Origin of the sequence: Citrobacter europaeus (assembly GCA_020099315.1) — a bacterium.
Lineage (GTDB): Bacteria > Pseudomonadota > Gammaproteobacteria > Enterobacterales > Enterobacteriaceae > Citrobacter > Citrobacter europaeus.
Window position 1 is genome coordinate 1,342,375 of sequence record CP083650.1, and the last position, 18,028, is coordinate 1,360,402.

Annotated in this window: 13 protein-coding genes and 7 tRNA genes; 2 read left to right on the plus strand and 18 right to left on the minus strand. The window is 52.4% G+C overall.

Annotated features, from left to right (window positions below; all coding sequences use genetic code 11):
* Window positions 1-68 precede the first annotated feature (68 nt).
* From gltI to miaB, 6 genes are all read right to left on the minus strand, one after another.
* On the minus strand, window positions 69-977 hold the full coding sequence (gltI, locus tag LA337_06210) for a glutamate/aspartate ABC transporter substrate-binding protein GltI (protein ID UBI17291.1): 909 nt from the start codon (window positions 975-977) through the stop codon (window positions 69-71).
* 355 nt (window positions 978-1,332) lie between these two features.
* Entirely contained in the window at window positions 1,333-2,871 is a 1,539-nt protein-coding gene (gene lnt / locus LA337_06215; protein UBI17292.1) for an apolipoprotein N-acyltransferase, read from the minus strand.
* A gap of 24 nt (window positions 2,872-2,895) precedes the next feature.
* Window positions 2,896-3,774 carry a CNNM family magnesium/cobalt transport protein CorC gene (corC, locus tag LA337_06220; GenBank protein ID UBI17293.1) on the minus strand — a complete coding sequence of 293 codons (879 nt, stop codon included), beginning with the start codon at window positions 3,772-3,774 and terminating at the stop codon, window positions 2,896-2,898.
* 162 nt (window positions 3,775-3,936) lie between these two features.
* A complete protein-coding gene (ybeY, locus tag LA337_06225; protein ID UBI17294.1) occupies window positions 3,937-4,404 on the minus strand; it encodes an rRNA maturation RNase YbeY in 468 nt (155 codons plus the stop codon).
* Window positions 4,401-5,447, minus strand: a complete 1,047-nt coding sequence (locus tag LA337_06230) for a PhoH family protein (GenBank protein UBI17295.1) — start codon at window positions 5,445-5,447, stop codon at window positions 4,401-4,403. The genes ybeY and LA337_06230 overlap by 4 nt, the downstream gene beginning before the upstream one ends.
* A 206-nt stretch (window positions 5,448-5,653) precedes the next feature.
* The gene (gene miaB / locus LA337_06235) at window positions 5,654-7,084 is read right to left on the minus strand and encodes a tRNA (N6-isopentenyl adenosine(37)-C2)-methylthiotransferase MiaB (GenBank protein UBI17296.1); all 1,431 of its coding nucleotides are present in this window, start codon (window positions 7,082-7,084) and stop codon (window positions 5,654-5,656) included.
* A gap of 145 nt (window positions 7,085-7,229) precedes the next feature.
* Between miaB and ubiF the strand changes: the two genes are divergently transcribed.
* The gene (gene ubiF, locus LA337_06240; GenBank protein UBI17297.1) at window positions 7,230-8,405 is read left to right on the plus strand and encodes a 2-octaprenyl-3-methyl-6-methoxy-1,4-benzoquinol hydroxylase; all 1,176 of its coding nucleotides are present in this window, start codon (window positions 7,230-7,232) and stop codon (window positions 8,403-8,405) included.
* Between the two features lie 104 nt (window positions 8,406-8,509).
* On the opposite strand, the gene LA337_06245 is transcribed toward ubiF, so the two are convergent.
* The 12 genes from LA337_06245 to nagB form a co-directional block, all read right to left on the minus strand.
* Window positions 8,510-8,584: transfer RNA gene (locus tag LA337_06245), tRNA-Gln, on the minus strand.
* A 36-nt stretch (window positions 8,585-8,620) separates the two neighbouring features.
* Window positions 8,621-8,695: transfer RNA gene (locus LA337_06250), tRNA-Gln, on the minus strand.
* A 43-nt stretch (window positions 8,696-8,738) separates the two neighbouring features.
* Window positions 8,739-8,815 (minus strand) — tRNA-Met (locus LA337_06255).
* 21 nt (window positions 8,816-8,836) lie between these two features.
* A tRNA-Gln gene (locus LA337_06260) sits at window positions 8,837-8,911 on the minus strand.
* Between the two features lie 37 nt (window positions 8,912-8,948).
* Window positions 8,949-9,023, minus strand: a tRNA-Gln gene (locus tag LA337_06265).
* Between the two features lie 23 nt (window positions 9,024-9,046).
* Window positions 9,047-9,131, minus strand: a tRNA-Leu gene (locus LA337_06270).
* Between the two features lie 8 nt (window positions 9,132-9,139).
* Window positions 9,140-9,216, minus strand: a tRNA-Met gene (locus tag LA337_06275).
* 223 nt (window positions 9,217-9,439) lie between these two features.
* Entirely contained in the window at window positions 9,440-11,104 is a 1,665-nt protein-coding gene (gene asnB, locus LA337_06280; GenBank protein ID UBI17298.1) for an asparagine synthase B, read from the minus strand.
* A 300-nt stretch (window positions 11,105-11,404) separates the two neighbouring features.
* Complete coding sequence (gene nagD / locus LA337_06285; protein UBI17299.1) at window positions 11,405-12,157, minus strand: ribonucleotide monophosphatase NagD; 753 nt, start codon at window positions 12,155-12,157, stop codon at window positions 11,405-11,407.
* 166 nt (window positions 12,158-12,323) lie between these two features.
* Window positions 12,324-13,544 (minus strand): ROK family protein, encoded by a 1,221-nt coding sequence (locus LA337_06290; GenBank protein ID UBI17300.1) that lies wholly within the window; start codon window positions 13,542-13,544, stop codon window positions 12,324-12,326.
* Between the two features lie 8 nt (window positions 13,545-13,552).
* Window positions 13,553-14,701 (minus strand): N-acetylglucosamine-6-phosphate deacetylase, encoded by a 1,149-nt coding sequence (nagA, locus tag LA337_06295; protein UBI17301.1) that lies wholly within the window; start codon window positions 14,699-14,701, stop codon window positions 13,553-13,555.
* Window positions 14,702-14,761: 60 nt separating this feature from the next.
* Window positions 14,762-15,562: a glucosamine-6-phosphate deaminase gene (gene nagB / locus LA337_06300; GenBank protein UBI17302.1), complete on the minus strand. Its 801-nt coding sequence runs from the start codon at window positions 15,560-15,562 to the stop codon at window positions 14,762-14,764.
* 342 nt (window positions 15,563-15,904) lie between these two features.
* Here nagB and nagE point away from each other — a divergent pair, with 342 nt between their 5' ends.
* The gene (gene nagE, locus LA337_06305) at window positions 15,905-17,854 is read left to right on the plus strand and encodes a PTS N-acetyl glucosamine transporter subunit IIABC (protein UBI17303.1); all 1,950 of its coding nucleotides are present in this window, start codon (window positions 15,905-15,907) and stop codon (window positions 17,852-17,854) included.
* The last annotated feature ends 174 nt before the right edge of the window (window positions 17,855-18,028 follow it).

The following is an 18,028-nucleotide window of genomic DNA, read 5'->3' on the forward strand; positions in this document are numbered from 1 at the left end:
AGGCTTATAGTCTGTCCGTGCCGAGTAGCAATCGAGAGGGCAAGGTGAACTCGCCCCATTTATTTTAGTTAGTTAAGCGCTTTATCATTCGGTTCTTTGAACAGGGCTTTCATCTCGTCCGACAGTTCGAAATTCATGTTCAGGTTCTTCGGTGGAATTGGATTTTTAAACCACTTATCAAACCATTTCTCAGCATCGCCTGAGGTCTGCGCCTTGGCGATAGTGTCGTCCATCAGCTTTTTGAACTCAGGGTCATCTTTGCGCAGCATACAGCCGTAGGCTTCCTGAGACTGCGGTTTGCCGACGATCTCCCAGTTGTCTGGTTTCTTCGCCTTCGCGCGCTCGCCAGCCAGCAGGGCGTCATCCATCATAAAGGCAACGGCGCGGCCGCTTTCCAGAGTACGGAAAGAGTCACCGTGGTCTTTCGCGCTGATGATGCGCATATCCATTTTTTGTTCTTCGTTCAGCTTGTGCAGCAGCACTTCTGAGGTGGTACCCGAGGTCACGACTACGGCTTTACCTTTCAGATCGGCGAAATCTTTGACGTCGCCGCCTTTTTTCGCCAGCAGACGAGTGCCGACAACGAAAATGGTGTCAGAGAAAGCCGCTTGTTTTTGGCGCTCGACGTTGTTGGTGGTGGAGCCACATTCAAAGTCAAAGGTGCCGTTTTGCAGCAGCGGGATACGGTTTTGTGAAGTAATCGGGATCAGTTTCACCTGCAGGTCAGGCTTGTTCAGCTTTTTCTTCACGGCTTCAACGATTGCGTTGGAGTAATCCTGTGAATAACCGACCACTTTTTGCTGATTATCGTAGTAAGAGAACGGTACCGATGATTCACGGTGGCCGACCACAATCACGCCGTTTTTGGCGATCTTGTCCAGCGTGCTGCCTGCCGCTGGTGCTGCGTCTTCTGCGTGCGCCAGACCGGCGGACATTCCCATAACCAGCATGGCAGTGGCGAGCTTACGTAATTGCATATCCAACTCCTTTATCGTCTGCGCCAGTGACGCATTGATACCCATTGTGATGTTGTTATTGTTTGCTACTAAAACGTGCAGTCTTGTATGTGTTTGTTAACATTTAGTTTGGATGAATGTAAAGAATTTGCTGTGTTATTGTTTATTTTTGCGAAGTGCGCCGCACCATTTGGGGGCAAAAATATCTTGTTGCACTTTTCAGGTGCTACCGGCGCTCAACTTTGGTGCGACCAGGTTGCACATTCAGCCAAAACAGCGTTTGCCTTGTAGAACAAAGCAATAGACGTGCCAGAATGGGAAGAGAGATGTGTTTTGGGCCGGATAAACGAGACGTTATCCGGCCAGGGGAGGTGGATTACTTACGACGTTGGCGCAGGCTCATTACCACAGCACCAAAGCCAAACAGCGCGGTAAGCAGCCAGAGTGGCCAGTTACCGGTACGGGCATAAGGGGTTAAGCCCGTCGTTGGCGTCACGCTGGTGGTCAGAACCTGGCGGGTAAACTGCGGGATCATCGCCTGAATCTCACCCTGTGGACCAATCACCGCCGTAATACCGTTATTGGTGCTACGCAGCAGGGGACGCGCCAGCTCGAGGGAACGCATCCGCGCCATCTGGAAGTGCTGCCACGGGCCAATGGATTTACCAAACCAGGCATCGTTGGAGATAGTCAGCAGGTAGTCCGTATCCGGGCGGAAGTTATCACGTACCTGTTCGCCAAGAATGATTTCGTAGCAGATGGCTGCCGTCAGCTTAAAGCCGTGCGCATGCAGTTGTGGCTGCACATAAGGGCCACGGCTGAACGAAGACATTGGCAGGTCAAAAAACGGCGCTAACGGGCGCAGGATTGATTCCAGTGGAACAAACTCGCCAAATGGTACCAAATGGTTTTTGTTATAGCGGTTGCTGGAGTCGTAGCTGTACGGACTGTCTTTACCCAACGTGATGATGGTGTTGTAGGTGTCGTAACGATTCTGCTTGTTCAGCCGCGCGTCTACAATACCGGTAATCAGCGTGCTGTTTTTCGATTTCAGCAGGTCATCCATCATGCTCAGAAAACGCTGCTGGTTAATTTCCAGGTCCGGAATAGCGGATTCTGGCCAGATGATTAGCTGTGATTTGCCCATTTCGGGCTGGGTGGCGTCGAGATAAATCTTCAGAGTGTTGAGTAACTGACCTTCATCCCATTTGAGCGACTGAGGAATGTCACCCTGCACCATCGAAACCTGAGTGGTTTTTTCCGGCTCAAGCGTGAACCACTGGATATAGCGCAGCGGAAAGGGCAGGGCGAATAGCACGACGCCGACGACCAGCGGACGCCAGTTACGCGTCACCAGCGCCAGCGCCAGCAGACCGCTAACCATCATCAGCAGGAAGTTAATCGCCTCAACACCCATTACCGGCGCCAGCCCTTTTAACGGACCGTCGATCTGGCTGTAACCAAACTGCAGCCATGGGAAGCCGGTCAGTACCCAGCCGCGCAGGAATTCAGTGATTTGCCAGACTACCGGCGCGGCAATCGCCACGCGTAGCCAGGTGGTTTTCGGCCACAGACGCGCCAAAACGCCGGCAAACAGGCCAGTGTAGAGGGAAAGGTATGCGGCAAGCAGAACCACGAGGAAGACGTTAACCGGGCCCGGCATACCGCCAAACTGCGCGATGCTGACGTAAACCCAATTGATGCCGGAGCCAAACAGCCCCAGCCCCCAGAAGTAGCCGATAGCGGCAGACTGGAGCGGGCGGCGGTTGAAGGTGAGAGCCTGCAGGCCCATCAGCGAAACGATCGCGGCGGGCCAGATATCATACGGAGAGAAAGCCAGCGTCCCGCAGGCACCGAATAATAACGCCAGCAGCAGGCGAATGCGCTGGCGTTCAATTAATGGGGCAAATGCCATGTAGTCTTAGATCCAGTTTCGGGTTTATTCGTCCAGTTTGGGCTGGGGTGAGTCGTCCGGAATTCTGACATGAACCTGAATAATACGACGGCTGTCGGCCATTGCCACTTTGAACTGGTAACCATCAATGTCGATAGTCTCCCCGCGCGCGGGAAGATGCCCAAAGGCCTGCATGACCAGCCCGCCGATGGTGTCGACTTCTTCATCGCTGAAATGCGTGCCGAAAGCTTCGTTGAAGTCTTCAATCGGCGCCAGTGCGCGAATAGTCCAGGTGTGGCGGCTGAGCTGACGGAAATCAATATCGTCTTCTTCGTCGTACTCATCTTCAATTTCACCCACGATCAGTTCAAGGATGTCCTCAATGGTCACCAGACCTGAGACACCACCGAATTCGTCGATGACGATAGCCATATGATAACGCTGGGAGCGGAACTCTTTCAGCATGCGGTCAACCCGCTTGCTTTCAGGGACGACAACCGCCTGGCGTAACACTTTCTCCATGCTGAAGGCTTCGGCATCGCTGCGCATAAACGGCAGCAGATCTTTGGCCATCAGAATCCCTTCGATGTGATCTTTGTCTTCGCTGATCACCGGGAAACGCGAGTGGGCAGACTCGATGATGACATCGAGACATTCGTCCAGGGTCTGGTTGCGTTTCAGGGTAATCATCTGAGAGCGAGGGATCATGATGTCGCGCACGCGTTGGTCCGCAATGTCCATCACCCCTTCGAGCATATCGCGCGTATCTTCATCGATAAGGTCGTTTTGCCCGGAATCACGGATCAGCTCCAACAGTTCGTCGCGGTTTTTCGGTTCACCGTGGAAAAGTTGGCTCAGTAACAGGGAGAAAAATCCCTTTTTGCTGGTTAAGGTGTCACTACTGTGTGAATTGTCGTCGCTCATGGCGTCGTATGGGTTCTCATGTTAGTTAATCCAAAGCGCGTCATGCGTGTACTCAGCTGTTGACGGCATGTTTCTTCAACGTACTTCGAGTCAGGTGGACAGTATAAGGCGCAATACCTGATGACGGCTGCGCCTTTTCAGGCCTACCAGACTTCGAAATACTTATTCTTTCTCGGCAATGTACGGATCCTCATAGCCCAGAGCAAGCATAATCTCTGTTTCTAAGGATTCCATCTCTTCCGCTTCATCGTCTTCGATATGGTCGTAGCCGAGTAAATGCAGGCTACCGTGCACCACCATGTGCGCCCAGTGGGCCTCAAGCGGTTTGCCTTGCTCCTGCGCTTCTTTCTCGACGACCTGACGGCAGATGATCAAATCGCCCAGCAAAGGCATCTCAATGCCCGGTGGTGCTTCAAATGGGAATGAGAGCACGTTGGTTGATTTATCTTTCCCGCGATAGGTCAGGTTCAGCTCGTGACTTTCCGCGTCATCGACCAGACGAATGGTCACCTCTGACTCTTCCTGAAACTGCGGGATCACCGCATCCAGCCAGCCCTGAAACTGACTTTCTGTTGGTAAACCGGATTCGTCTTCACATGCCAGCTGTAAATCGAGAATAACCTGACTCATTTTTGTTCCTGCTCCTGAGCTTCACGCTTGCGTTCTGCTGCCTGCTCGGCTTTGCGTTTCTGTTCTGCTTCTTCCCAGGCTTCATACGCCGTGACGATACGGGCAACCACCGGATGGCGAACCACGTCTTCGCTATGGAAGAAATTGAAACTAATTTCGTCGACTTCAGCCAGCACTTCAATGGCATGACGCAGACCGGATTTGGTGCTACGCGGCAGGTCAATCTGGGTGATATCGCCAGTGATGACCGCTTTGGAGTTAAAGCCGATACGGGTCAGGAACATTTTCATCTGTTCGATGGTGGTGTTCTGGCTTTCATCAAGAATGATGAACGCATCATTTAACGTACGACCGCGCATATAGGCCAGCGGCGCAACCTCAATGACGTTACGCTCAATCAGTTTTTCGACCTTCTCAAAACCGAGCATTTCGAATAGCGCGTCATACAGCGGTCGTAAATACGGATCGACTTTCTGGCTGAGATCTCCCGGCAGGAAACCGAGTTTTTCACCCGCTTCAACTGCCGGACGGGTCAGCAGAATTCGACGGATCTCCTGACGCTCAAGCGCATCGACCGCAGCGGCAACCGCGAGATACGTTTTACCCGTACCCGCAGGGCCAACGCCAAAGGTGATGTCGTGGTCGAGGATATTCGCAATGTACTGTGCCTGGTTTGGCGTACGCGGCTTGATTACCCCGCGCTTGGTTTTGATATTCACCGCTTTGCCAAATTCCGGCACGCTGTCAGCGCTTTGCTCAAGCACACGCGCTTCTTTAATTGCCAGATGAATTTGTTCAGGCTCAATGTCCTGCGTCTGACCGCGCATTGGGGCGGTATCGACATACAGGCTGCGTAAAATATCTGCCGCTGCGGTGACGCAAATTGGGCGACCGGTCAGCTTAAAGTGGTTATCACGACGGTTAATTTCGATGCCGAGACGACGTTCCAGCTGTTTGATGTTGTCATCAAAGGGGCCGCAAAGGCTCAACAGGCGGGCGTTGTCTGCGGGTTCAAGGGTGATTTCGCGAGTGTCTATGTTCAAACTGTTCCTCTTATGCATGTCTCGCCGGACGCTGAACATTTACCGGCATCTAAGGAAATTATTCACGCCATGGGGGAAAGGCGCAAGCATTGCAATAAATATGGGGATGACAGGGCTGATTACAAGGCCCGCTGGAGCAGCGAGCCTGGGAGTGTTGGCCCGATAAGCATAGCGCCATCGGGCCTTGTTTACGTTTTTCAGCAGGATTAAGGCTGATAAATACCGACGCCCAGATCGTTTTCTTTGCGGGTACGCGCAATAACCGACTCAGGGGATTCTGCGATGCGCAGGCCCATTTCGTCCTCGGTGCGCACCACTTTACCGCGCAGGGAGTTAGTCCAGACATCGGTAATTTCTACATCAACAAACTTACCGACCATCTCCGGAGTGCCTTCAAAGTTCACCACACGGTTATTTTCGGTACGGCCTGACAGTTCCATGATGCTCTTACGCGATGTGCCTTCAACCAGAATGCGCTGGGTCGTGCCGACCATACGACGGCTCCAGGCCATGGCTTGCTGGTTAATGCGCTCCTGCAGAATGTACAGACGCTGTTTTTTCTCTTCTTCCGGCACGTCGTCAACCATATCGGCAGCAGGGGTGCCAGGACGCGCAGAGAAGATAAAGCTGTAGCTCATGTCAAAGTTGACGTCAGCGATAAGCTTCATGGTCTGCTCGAAATCCTGCGTGGTTTCACCCGGGAAACCAACAATGAAGTCAGAGCTAATCTGGATATCCGGACGCGCTGCGCGCAGTTTGCGGATGATCGCTTTATATTCCAACGCGGTATGGGTGCGCCCCATCAGATTCAGCACGCGATCTGAACCGCTCTGTACCGGCAGGTGCAGGAAGCTCACCAGTTCCGGCGTATCACGATAAACTTCAACGATATCATCGGTGAATTCGATCGGATGGCTGGTGGTGAAGCGGATGCGGTCAATGCCGTCGATCGCCGCGACCAGACGCAGCAGATCGGCAAACGATCCTGTCGTGCCGTCGTAGTTCTCACCACGCCAGGCGTTCACGTTTTGCCCCAGCAGGTTCACTTCACGCACGCCTTGCGCCGCAAGCTGGGCGATTTCAAACAGAATATCATCCGCCGGACGGCTGACTTCCTCACCGCGGGTGTATGGCACCACGCAGTAAGTACAATATTTATTACAACCTTCCATGATGGACACAAACGCGCTTGGGCCTTCAGCACGCGGCTCCGGCAGACGGTCGAACTTTTCGATCTCCGGGAAACTGATATCAACCACCGGGCTACGGGTGGTGCTTCCACGCACTTTGTTGATCATTTCCGGCAGACGGTGCAGGGTTTGCGGGCCAAAAATAATATCGACATAGTGGGCGCGCTGGCGAATGTGGTCGCCTTCCTGAGACGCAACACAACCACCGACACCGATGATGAGCTTGGGATTCTTCTCTTTTAACAGCTTCCAGCGACCCAACTGATGGAAGACTTTTTCCTGAGCCTTCTCACGGATAGAGCAGGTATTCAGCAGCAGCACATCCGCTTCTTCGGCCACGTCGGTCAGTTGATACCCATGAGTGGCATCCAGCAGATCGGCCATCTTCGATGAATCGTATTCGTTCATCTGACAGCCCCAGGTTTTAATATGGAGTTTTTTGGTCATCGACTTGCTCTTGCGAAATTGTGGCTGAAATGCAGGGCGCATAGTGTACTGCTTTGGCGCGGTTGTGACCAGTATGACGGATGTCAGCCTCAAGGGGTAAAAAATCCTGTAAACTTACGCAATACATGTAACAGGATAATTGACCATGACAAATCAACCAACGGAAATTGCCATTGTCGGCGGGGGGATGGTCGGCGGCGCGCTGGCGCTGGGACTGGCGCAGCATGGATTTGCGGTAACGGTCATTGAACATGCCGTTCCTGCGCCGTTTGTGGCAGACGGACAGCCTGATGTCAGAATTTCGGCCATCAGTTCCGCCTCCGTGTCGCTGCTGAAGGGGCTGGGCGTCTGGGATACGGTTCAGGGGATGCGCAGCCATCCTTATCGTCGTCTGGAAACGTGGGAATGGGAAAATGCCCATGTGATGTTTGATGCCGCCGAGCTTAAGCTACCCTTGCTGGGTTATATGGTGGAAAACACGGTTCTGCAACAGGCACTCTGGCAGGCGCTGGAAGCCCACCCTAAAGTCACGTTGCGCGTGCCTGCGTCGCTTCTCTCTTTGCATCAACATAACGATCGACATGAGCTTGAACTGGCAGGCGGTGAAAAGATCAGCGCCAGGCTGGTCATCGGTGCGGATGGCGCAAATTCTCAGGTGCGGAAAATGGCAGGGATTGGTATTCATGCCTGGCAATACGCGCAGTCCTGTATGTTGATTACCGTGCAATGCGAGAATTCACCGGGAGACAGCACCTGGCAGCAATTTACCCCAGACGGTCCGCGCGCGTTTTTACCGCTGTTCGATAACTGGGCCTCGCTGGTGTGGTATGACTCACCGGCGCGAATCCGCCAGTTGCAGGGGTTGAGCATGTCGCAACTGCAGGCGGAGATCGCCAAACATTTCCCTACACGACTCGGTAACGTTACGCCTGTGGCGGCGGGGGCATTCCCGCTTACGCGCCGTCACGCGCTGCAATATGTGCAGCCAGGCCTTGCGCTGGTAGGTGATGCCGCGCATACCATTCACCCGCTGGCGGGGCAGGGCGTTAATCTGGGGTTCCGTGATGTGGATGCGCTGATTGATGTGCTGGTGAATGCGCGCAGCTATGGCGAGTCCTGGGCTAGTCAGCCGGTGCTGAAGCGTTATCAGAACCGTCGTATGACTGATAATTTCATCATGCAAAGCGGCATGGATCTGTTTTACGCCGGATTTAGCAACAACCTGCAGCCGCTGCGTATCATGCGTAATCTCGGGTTAATGGCCGCAGAGCGCGCAGGCGTGCTGAAGCGTCAGGCGCTGAAGTATGCGTTAGGATTGTAATTCAGGCAGGCCTATAGATAACGAGTGTAGGCCTGCCAGGCGTAGCGCCATCAGGCGATACATGCAGAAAAACAAAAAGCTCGCCGAAGCGAGCTTTTTTAATATGGCTGGGGTACGAGGATTCGAACCTCGGAATGCTGGTATCAGAAACCAGAGCCTTACCGCTTGGCGATACCCCAACGGGCGCACCCACTGAGTGGATGACTTTTTGAAATTGGCTGGGGTACGAGGATTCGAACCTCGGAATGCTGGTATCAGAAACCAGAGCCTTACCGCTTGGCGATACCCCAACAATTTTTTGGATTTACCGAACGAGTCGATACGTCCTTAATATGGTGGCTACGACGGGATTCGAACCTGTGACCCCATCATTATGAGTGATGTGCTCTAACCAGCTGAGCTACGTAGCCAAATACTAACATATTCTTCGATGGCTGGGGTACCTGGATTCGAACCAGGGAATGCCGGTATCAAAAACCGGTGCCTTACCGCTTGGCGATACCCCAATGACCGTTGCGGTGAACCGCTATATCGAAGAAAAAATGGCTGGGGTACCTGGATTCGAACCAGGGAATGCCGGTATCAAAAACCGGTGCCTTACCGCTTGGCGATACCCCATCCGTGCAACGCTTACGGGTGAATGGTGCGGGAGGCGAGACTTGAACTCGCACACCTTGCGGCGCCAGAACCTAAATCTGGTGCGTCTACCAATTTCGCCACTCCCGCAAAAAAGATGGTGGCTACGACGGGATTCGAACCTGTGACCCCATCATTATGAGTGATGTGCTCTAACCAGCTGAGCTACGTAGCCATCTTTTTTTCGCGTAACCTTATCGGCGTTGCGGGGCGCATTATGCGTATTGAGCCTTGAAGCGTCAACCCCTTTTTCATTGAAAATAGCTGGAATGTGACTGTTTGGTTAGGTTGCGAACAGCATGGCGCAATATTCGGCAATTATTAGTTATTAATTGTTTTTTTGCACAGAAAACAGACATAAAAAAAGAGCCCTGCAGGGCTCTTTTCTAAGGATTGACTTATTTGTACGCGGACTGATGCACGCCAACCGCACGACCAGATGGATCGTTCATGGTTTTAAACGCCTCATCCCATTCGATCGCTTTGGCAGAAGAACAGGCAACCGACGGCCCGCCCGGTACGCATTCCGCAGCGCTCGCAACCGGGAACAGCTCTTCGAAAATCTCACGGTACAAGTACGCTTCTTTCGACGATGGCGTGTTGTAAGGGAAGCGGAAGCTGGCGGTTTCCAGTTGTTGGTCAGAAACTTGCTCAGCAGCCACCTCTTTCAAGGTATCAATCCAGCTGTAACCGACACCATCAGAGAACTGCTCTTTCTGACGCCATGCGACGCTTGCCGGCAGGTAGGACTCAAAACATTCGCGCAGAACGTGTTTTTCCATTTTACCGTTGCCGCACATTTTATCCTGTGGGTTGATGCGCATCGCCACATCAAGGAATTTCTTATCCAGGAAAGGCACGCGAGCTTCAACCCCCCAGGCTGACATCGCTTTGTTGGCTCGGGCGCAGTCGAACATATGCAGCGCCTGCAGCTTGCGCACGGTTTCTTCGTGCAGTTCTTTTGCATCTGGCGCTTTGTGGAAATAGAGATAGCCGCCAAATACTTCGTCAGAGCCTTCACCCGACAGCACCATTTTAATGCCCATCGCTTTAATTTTACGCGACATTAAGTACATTGGCGTCGAGGCGCGAATCGTCGTGACATCGTAAGTTTCGATGTGATAAATCACGTCGCGGATAGCATCCAGGCCTTCCTGCACGGTGAAGTGGATCTCATGGTGCACGGTACCCAGATGGTTCGCTACTTCCTGTGCGGCTTTCAGATCCGGTGCGCCTTCCAGGCCGACTGCGAAGGAGTGCAACTGTGGCCACCAGGCTTCGCTACGTTCCTGATCTTCAACACGGCGCGCCGCGTATTTTTTAGTGATCGCGGAAATGACGGAGGAATCCAGACCGCCGGACAGCAGTACTCCATAAGGAACATCTGACATCAGGTGGCTTTTCACCGCATCTTCCAGCGCCTGACGCAGCTCGTTTTTATCGGTAACGTTGTCTTTTACCGCATCATATTCAAACCAGTCGCGCTGGTAGTACTGACGAATTTCGCCGTCTTTACTCCATAAATAGCTACCGGCCGGGAATTCTTTGATTGTGCGGCACACGGGAACCAGGGCTTTCATTTCAGACGCGACGTAGAAGTTACCGTGCTCGTCGTAACCCATATACAGTGGGATGATCCCGATATGATCGCGACCGATCAGATAAGCGTCTTGCTCGCTGTCATACAGGGCAAAAGCAAACATGCCTTGCAGGTCATCCAGAAACTCTGGGCCTTTTTCCTGATACAGCGCGAGGATAACTTCGCAGTCGGAACCCGTCTGGAACTGATAGCGATCGCCGTACTCAGCGCGCAGCGCCTGGTGGTTATAAATTTCACCGTTAACCGCCAGGATATGCGTTTTCTTCACGTTGTACAGCGGCTGAGCACCGGCGTTGACGTCGACGATGGACAGACGTTCGTGTGCCAGAATGGCGTTATCACTGGCGTAAATACCCGACCAGTCCGGGCCGCGATGGCGCATCAGACGAGACAATTCCAGGGCTTTTTTACGCAGTTCAACTGCGTCAGTTTTAATATCGAATACGCCAAAAATAGAACACATAACCTTCTCCGTTAACCTGTTGCGTGATGCTTTTTATGTTTGCTTGATAAAGAAAATGCCGCAAAGCTGGAGAGGGCGCAAGCGAATTACGGGTCAGAAAATAAAAAACGCAATGGTCATTGTGGATTGGTGAAAAAAGATTACATAATAGACGTGTTTATTAACGAATCGGTATTTTTATGGCTGTTTTATTAAATGGAAGGGTTTCCGTATGCCGGATAAGGTGTTGATACTGCCTACCGGCAATAACGCCGCAAATTTGCCGAACAAGACGAACTCATGTCTTATCCGGCCTGCGAATCAAATCACATCAATTTCAGCGACGGACGGGTAAATCCAGCTTGGTCTGAACGGCATGCTGTCAATGTCGTCGAGCGTCGAAACGCCAGACAATACCAGGATGGTTTCGAGACCGGCCTGGAAGCCCGCCAGAATGTCGGTACGCAGGTTGTCGCCAACGATAACGGTCTCTTCCGAGTGCGCCTGCATTTTATTGAGCGCCGCGCGAATAATCCACGGGCTGGGCTTGCCGACATAAAACGGCTTGCGGCCAGATATTTTTTCGATACCCGCGCACAGCGCACCGCAGGCGGGATAAAAGCCGCGACCGTGAGTATCCGGGTTTGTGGCAATGAAACGCGCGCCGTTGGCCACAAAATATGCCGCTTTATGCATCATGTCCCAGTTATAGGAACGCGTCTCGCCAACAATCACAAAATCGGGGTTCACGTCGGTAATGGTAAATCCGGCTTTATACAGTTCGTGAATTAACGCGCCTTCACCCACCACATAGGCTTTTTTCCCTTCCTGGCGGCGTAGAAAGTCAGCGGTAGCCATGGCGGAAGTATAAAAGACGCTATCAGGGACATTTACACCCGCGGTGGCGAAGCGGTTCGCCAGATCTTGCCCGGTCTGTGAAGGGTAATTGGTCAGCAGAACTAACGGCAGGCCTTTTTCCAGGATCCCAGTCAGAAATTCTGCCGCACCTGGTACGGCAACATTGTCGTGCATCAGCACGCCGTCGATATCACAAATTACATTCTTAATGGCCATGGACAATCCGACATTAAAAAAAGAAGGCATTACTATACACAAAATACACTACATCATTCGAGTTGCATCAAGGCGGCAAGTCTGCGAACCCCTGGAGCTTACTGAAGTAAGTGACCGGGGTTCGCAGATGCAGCTAACGCAGAGGCAGCTCGAAGGATGACGTGTATTAGTTTTCCAGCAAACGTTGCAGCAGTGTACCGTTGAGCATCGCACGCTTCACCAACGCAAAGGCGCCAATGGCAGAGCGGTGATCCAGCGTGGAACGAACCACCGGTAAATTGTGGCGAAACGCTTTCAACGCCTGCGTGTTGATACAGCTTTCTATTGCAGGCAGCAGCACTTTATCAGCCTCGGTAATTTCGCCCGCAATGACGATTTTTTGTGGGTTAAACAGGTTGATAGCGATGGCGATGGTTTTACCCAGGTGGCGACCAACGTGCTCAATGACTTCTGCTGCCAGATTATCGCCTTTATTTGCCGCCTTACAGATAGCTTTAATGCTGCAATCATCCAGCGTTAGCCGGCTTGGATAACCCTGTTTCAATAAGTTCTGCACGCGGTGTTCGATGGAGGCATTGGCGGCAATGGTTTCCAGACAGCCGAAGTTACCGCAGTGACAGCGCTCACCCAGCGGTTCAACCTGAATGTGACCAATCTCGCCCACGTTGCCATTGCGACCGATGAAAATTCGGCCATTGGAAATAATTCCCGCCCCGGTTCCGCGGTGAACTCGCACTAAAATGGAGTCTTCGCAATCCTGGCTTGCCCCGAAATAGTGCTCAGCCAGCGCCAGACTGCGGATATCGTGACCGACAAAGCAGGTAACCTTGAAGCGTTTTTCGAGCGCTTCGACCAGCCCCCAGTTTTCGACCTGAATGTGCGGCATATAGCGGATGACGCCGCTTTCAGGATCAACCAGGCCAGGCAGAATGACGGAAATCGCAATCAGCTCACGGATTTTCCGCTGGCAGCTCTCAATAAACGTTGCAATGGTGTTGAGCAGGGCATACTCCAGCGTTTCCTGGGTGCGCTCCGGGAGAGGGTAATGCTCTTCGGCGACCACTTTACTGCTCATATCATAGAGCGTGAGCGTCGTGTCGTGACGGCCCAGGCGTACGCCGATGGCGTGGAAATTGCGGGTTTCGGTGACGATAGAGATAGCGCGGCGGCCCCCGGTGGAGGCCTGCTGATCGACTTCTTTGATCAGCCCGCGTTCAATCAACTGACGCGTAATTTTAGTTACGCTGGCGGGGGCAAGCTGGCTTTGCTCGGCAATTTGAATTCGCGAGATTGGCCCATGCTGGTCAATCAGGCGATAAACCGCCGCGCTGTTAAGCTGTTTTACGAGATCAACATTACCTATTTGAGCTTGTCCGCCTGGTGTCATTCTTTCTCTTACTCAGTAACGACCTCGTTGCCATTAACGATGGTCTTGATGATTTTAAAGTCGTGCGTGAACGCAGTCAGGTTGGCTACTTTGCCTGGCGCGATGCTGCCGAGTTGTTTGTCGACGCCAATGGCGCGAGCAGGGTAGAGCGTTGCCATGCGTAAGACTTCGTCGAGAGCGATATTCGCATGTTCGACCAGATTGCGTACGCCTTCAATCATGGTTAATGATGAACCGCTCAACGTACCGTTCTCATCAACGCACAATCCATTCCGGTAGTATATTGTTTTACCAGCGAAAATGAACTGTTCAATGTTTGCACCTGCCGGCGCGGTCGCATCGGTGACCAGGCACAGCTTGTCGCCTTTCAGGCGTTTGGCATTACGAATGTTAACGTAGTCAACGTGCAGGCCATCGGCGATGATACCGCAATAGATATCGGCTTCATCAAGAATCGCACCCGCCAGACCGGGCTCACGGCCGGTAATATACGGCATCGCGTTGAACAGATGTGTCGCAAAGGTGATGCCTGCGCGGAAGCCGATTTTTGCTTCTTTTACCGTCGCATTTGAGTGACCTGCAGAAACAACAATACCTGCATTTACCAGTTTGGTGATGACCTCGACCGGGACCATTTCTGGCGCCAGCGTCACTTTGGTGATCACATCGGCATTATCGCACAGGAAATCGACCAGCGCAGCGTCCGGCTGACGGACAAATCCCGGATTATGAGTACCTTTTTTCACCAGATTCAGCCACGGACCTTCAAGATGAAGCCCTAATGCCTGATTTGGGTGTTTCGCCAGGTATTCACGCATGACGCGAACGCCTTGTTTCATCAGGTCATCGCTGGTGGTAATAAGCGTTGGCAGGTAGCTGGTGCAGCCGGATTTTTCATTGGCTTTCTGCATGATTTCCAGCGTTTCAACGGTCACGGCCTCTGCCGTATCGTTAAACTGTACGCCGCCGCAGCCGTTTAGCTGTACATCAATAAAACCGGGGGAAACAATGGCCCCATTCAGTGAGCGCTGTTCAATTCCTGACGGTAACTCAGCCAGTGGGCAAACGCTGTCAATCAGGCCATTGGCGACAACAATCGCATGGTCATCAAGAATTTCGTGACCGGTAAAGATCCGGCCCTGGGTTAAAGCATACATTCCGACCCCCGATTTCAAAAAATGCCGCCCTGCAACTTATCGACAGGGCGGAGACATCAATTACAGACCTTTAATATTTTCCGCTTCTAACTCGTTAAAGTATTTCAGCGTTTTCACTTTCAGTTCCATGGTGGAAGGCTCATCGCACACCACAACGGCTTTCGGATGCAGCTGCAGACAGCTGATGGTCCACATGTGGTTTACGTTGCCTTCAACGGCAGCTTGCAGCGCCTGCGCCTTCTGGTGACCCAGTACCAGGATCATCACTTCTTCGGCATCCAGCAGGGTGCCCACGCCAACGGTCAGGGCGTATTTAGGCACCTGGCTTACGTCGCCGTCAAAGAAGCGTGAGTTAGCAACACGCGTGTCGTGAGTCAGCGTTTTGATGCGGGTACGGGAAGCCAAAGAGGAGGCCGGTTCGTTGAACGCGATGTGACCATCGTTGCCTACACCGCCCATAAACAGGTGGATTTTACCGTAAGAACGGATTTTTTCTTCATACTGGCGGCATTCTGCATCAATATCGGGCGCGTTACCATTGAGGAGGTTGATGTTTTCTGCTGGAATATCAACGTGATCAAAGAAGTTGCGATGCATGAAGCTATGGTAGCTTTCCGGATGTTCTTTCGGCAGGCCAACATATTCATCCATATTGAAAGTTACAACATGTTTGAAGCTCACCTGGCCCGCTTTGTGCATTTCAACCAATGCTTTATAAGCTGTCAGCGGAGTACCGCCAGTCGGCAGGCCCAGAACGAACGGACGATCTGCCGTTGGTTTGAACGCGTTAATACGGTTAACGATATGGCGAGCAGCCCATTTGCCGACTTGTTCAGCGGTATTCAGGGGGATCAGTCTCATTCTTCACCTCAAAAGTAAATGTAAGCAGTTGGCGGATTGAGTCTCTGTGCAGTATTAAGCGTAACCTGGTTTTGCATCGGTAAGGATCAATCCGTTTCGATTTTTTGAATGATAAAATAAGTTTTCGTAGTTAGCCAGTGGAAGGGAGGCTTAATAACGATATTTGGTGACTGAAATCACAAAAAACACGCGTTTAATTTGCGATACGAATTAAATTTTCACACACTCTGAATGTAGATGAATGGTTAATATCGTTGCTCCAGAATCTTGCTGTCAGGAATGGTCGCACAATAAAAATATGGCTTCAAAGAAGCCTAATCGGGGTCTCGTAGGGGGAATAAAATGAATATTTTAGGTTTTTTCCAGCGGCTGGGTAGGGCGTTACAGCTCCCCATCGCTGTGCTGCCAGTCGCGGCACTGCTGCTGCGATTCGGCCAACCAGATTTACTTAACGTACCCTTCATCGCGCAAGCGGGTGGGGCTATCTTTGATAACCTCGCGTTAATTTTCGCTATCGGTGTGGCTTCCAGCTGGTCAAAAGACAGCGCGGGCGCGGCAGCGTTGGCGGGTGCAGTCGGTTATTTCATATTGACCAAAGCAATGGTGACCATTAACCCGGCCATCAATATGGGAGTGCTGGCGGGTATCATCACCGGTCTGGTCGGCGGTGCGGTGTATAACCGTTGGTCTGGTATCAAACTGCCTGACTTCCTGAGCTTCTTTGGCGGCAAACGCTTTGTGCCGATCGCCACTGGCTTCTTCTGTCTGGTGCTGGCCGCTATCTTCGGCTACGTGTGGCCACCGGTGCAGAACGCCATCCATGCGGGTGGTGAGTGGATCGTGGGCGCAGGCGCACTGGGTTCCGGTATCTTTGGTTTCATCAACCGTCTGTTGATCCCAACCGGTCTGCATCAGGTTCTGAATACCATCGCCTGGTTCCAGATTGGCGAATTTACTAACGCCGCTGGTACCGTATTCCACGGTGACATCAACCGCTTCTACGCGGGTGACGGCACTGCGGGTATGTTCATGTCTGGTTTCTTCCCGATCATGATGTTTGGTCTGCCGGGTGCGGCGCTGGCGATGTACTTCGCGGCTCCGAAAGCACGTCGTCCGATGGTTGGCGGTATGCTGCTGTCCGTTGCGATCACTGCATTCCTGACCGGTGTTACCGAGCCGCTGGAATTCCTGTTCATGTTCCTGGCTCCACTGCTGTACCTCCTGCACGCACTGTTAACAGGTATCAGCCTGTTCGTTGCAACACTGCTGGGTATCCACGCAGGCTTCTCCTTCTCCGCAGGTGCTATCGACTACGTGTTGATGTACAACCTGCCGGCAGCAAGTAAGAACGTCTGGATGCTGGTTGCGATGGGTCTGGTGTTCTTCGTTATCTACTTTGTGTTGTTCAGCGCGGTTATCCGTATGTTTAACCTGAAAACGCCGGGCCGCGAAGATAAAGAAGACGACATCGTTACTGAAGAAGCCAACAGCAACACTGAAGAAGGTTTGGCTCAACTGGCAACCAGCTACATTGCAGCGGTTGGCGGTACCGATAACCTGAAAGCGATTGATGCCTGTATCACTCGTCTGCGTCTGACCGTTGCCGACTCCGGTCGCGTAAACGATGCGATGTGTAAACGTTTAGGTGCTTCTGGAGTGGTTAAGCTGAACAAGCAAACTATCCAGGTCATTGTGGGTGCGAAAGCTGAATCCATCGGCGACGAAATGAAAAAAGTTGTCGCGCGTGGTCCGGTGGCGGCAGCGTCTGGCGAAACTGCGCCAGCAGCAGCGACTCCGGTTGCAAAACCGCAGGCTGTAGCAAACGCAGCAACCGTTGAAGCGCTGGTTTCTCCGATTACCGGTGACGTCGTTGCGCTGGAGCAGGTTCCTGATGAAGCCTTCGCCAGCAAAGCGGTAGGCGACGGCGTGGCGGTGAAACCAACGGATAAAATCGTGGTTGCTCCGGCTGCGGGCACCATCGTGAAAATCTTCAACACTAACCATGCGTTCTGTCTGGAAACCGTGAAAGGCGCGGAAATCGTGGTCCATATGGGTATCGATACCGTCGCGCTGGAAGGTAAAGGCTTTAAGCGTCTGGTTGAAGAAGGCGCGGAAGTGACTGCAGGCCAACCGATTCTGGAAATGGACCTGGAGTACCTGAACGCCAACGCACGTTCCATGATTAGCCCGGTTGTGTGCAGCAACAGCGATGATTTCGGCGCTCTGGTCATTAAAGCCGAAGGTCATGTGGTTGCCGGTCAAACACCACTGTATGAGATTAAAGGTAAATAACTGCTCCTGAGTAAAGTGAGTTAAGTGCCTTAAGCGGCGGGGGATCTTCCTCCGCCGCTTTTTTTTGCAGCAAATACCCTCATATATCCTGTTGAAACACCTTTTTTGTGCAACTAATAGTTGTCTCCTGACGTCGCTTATAAGATCATGTTCCGTTATACGTTGTTTACGCTT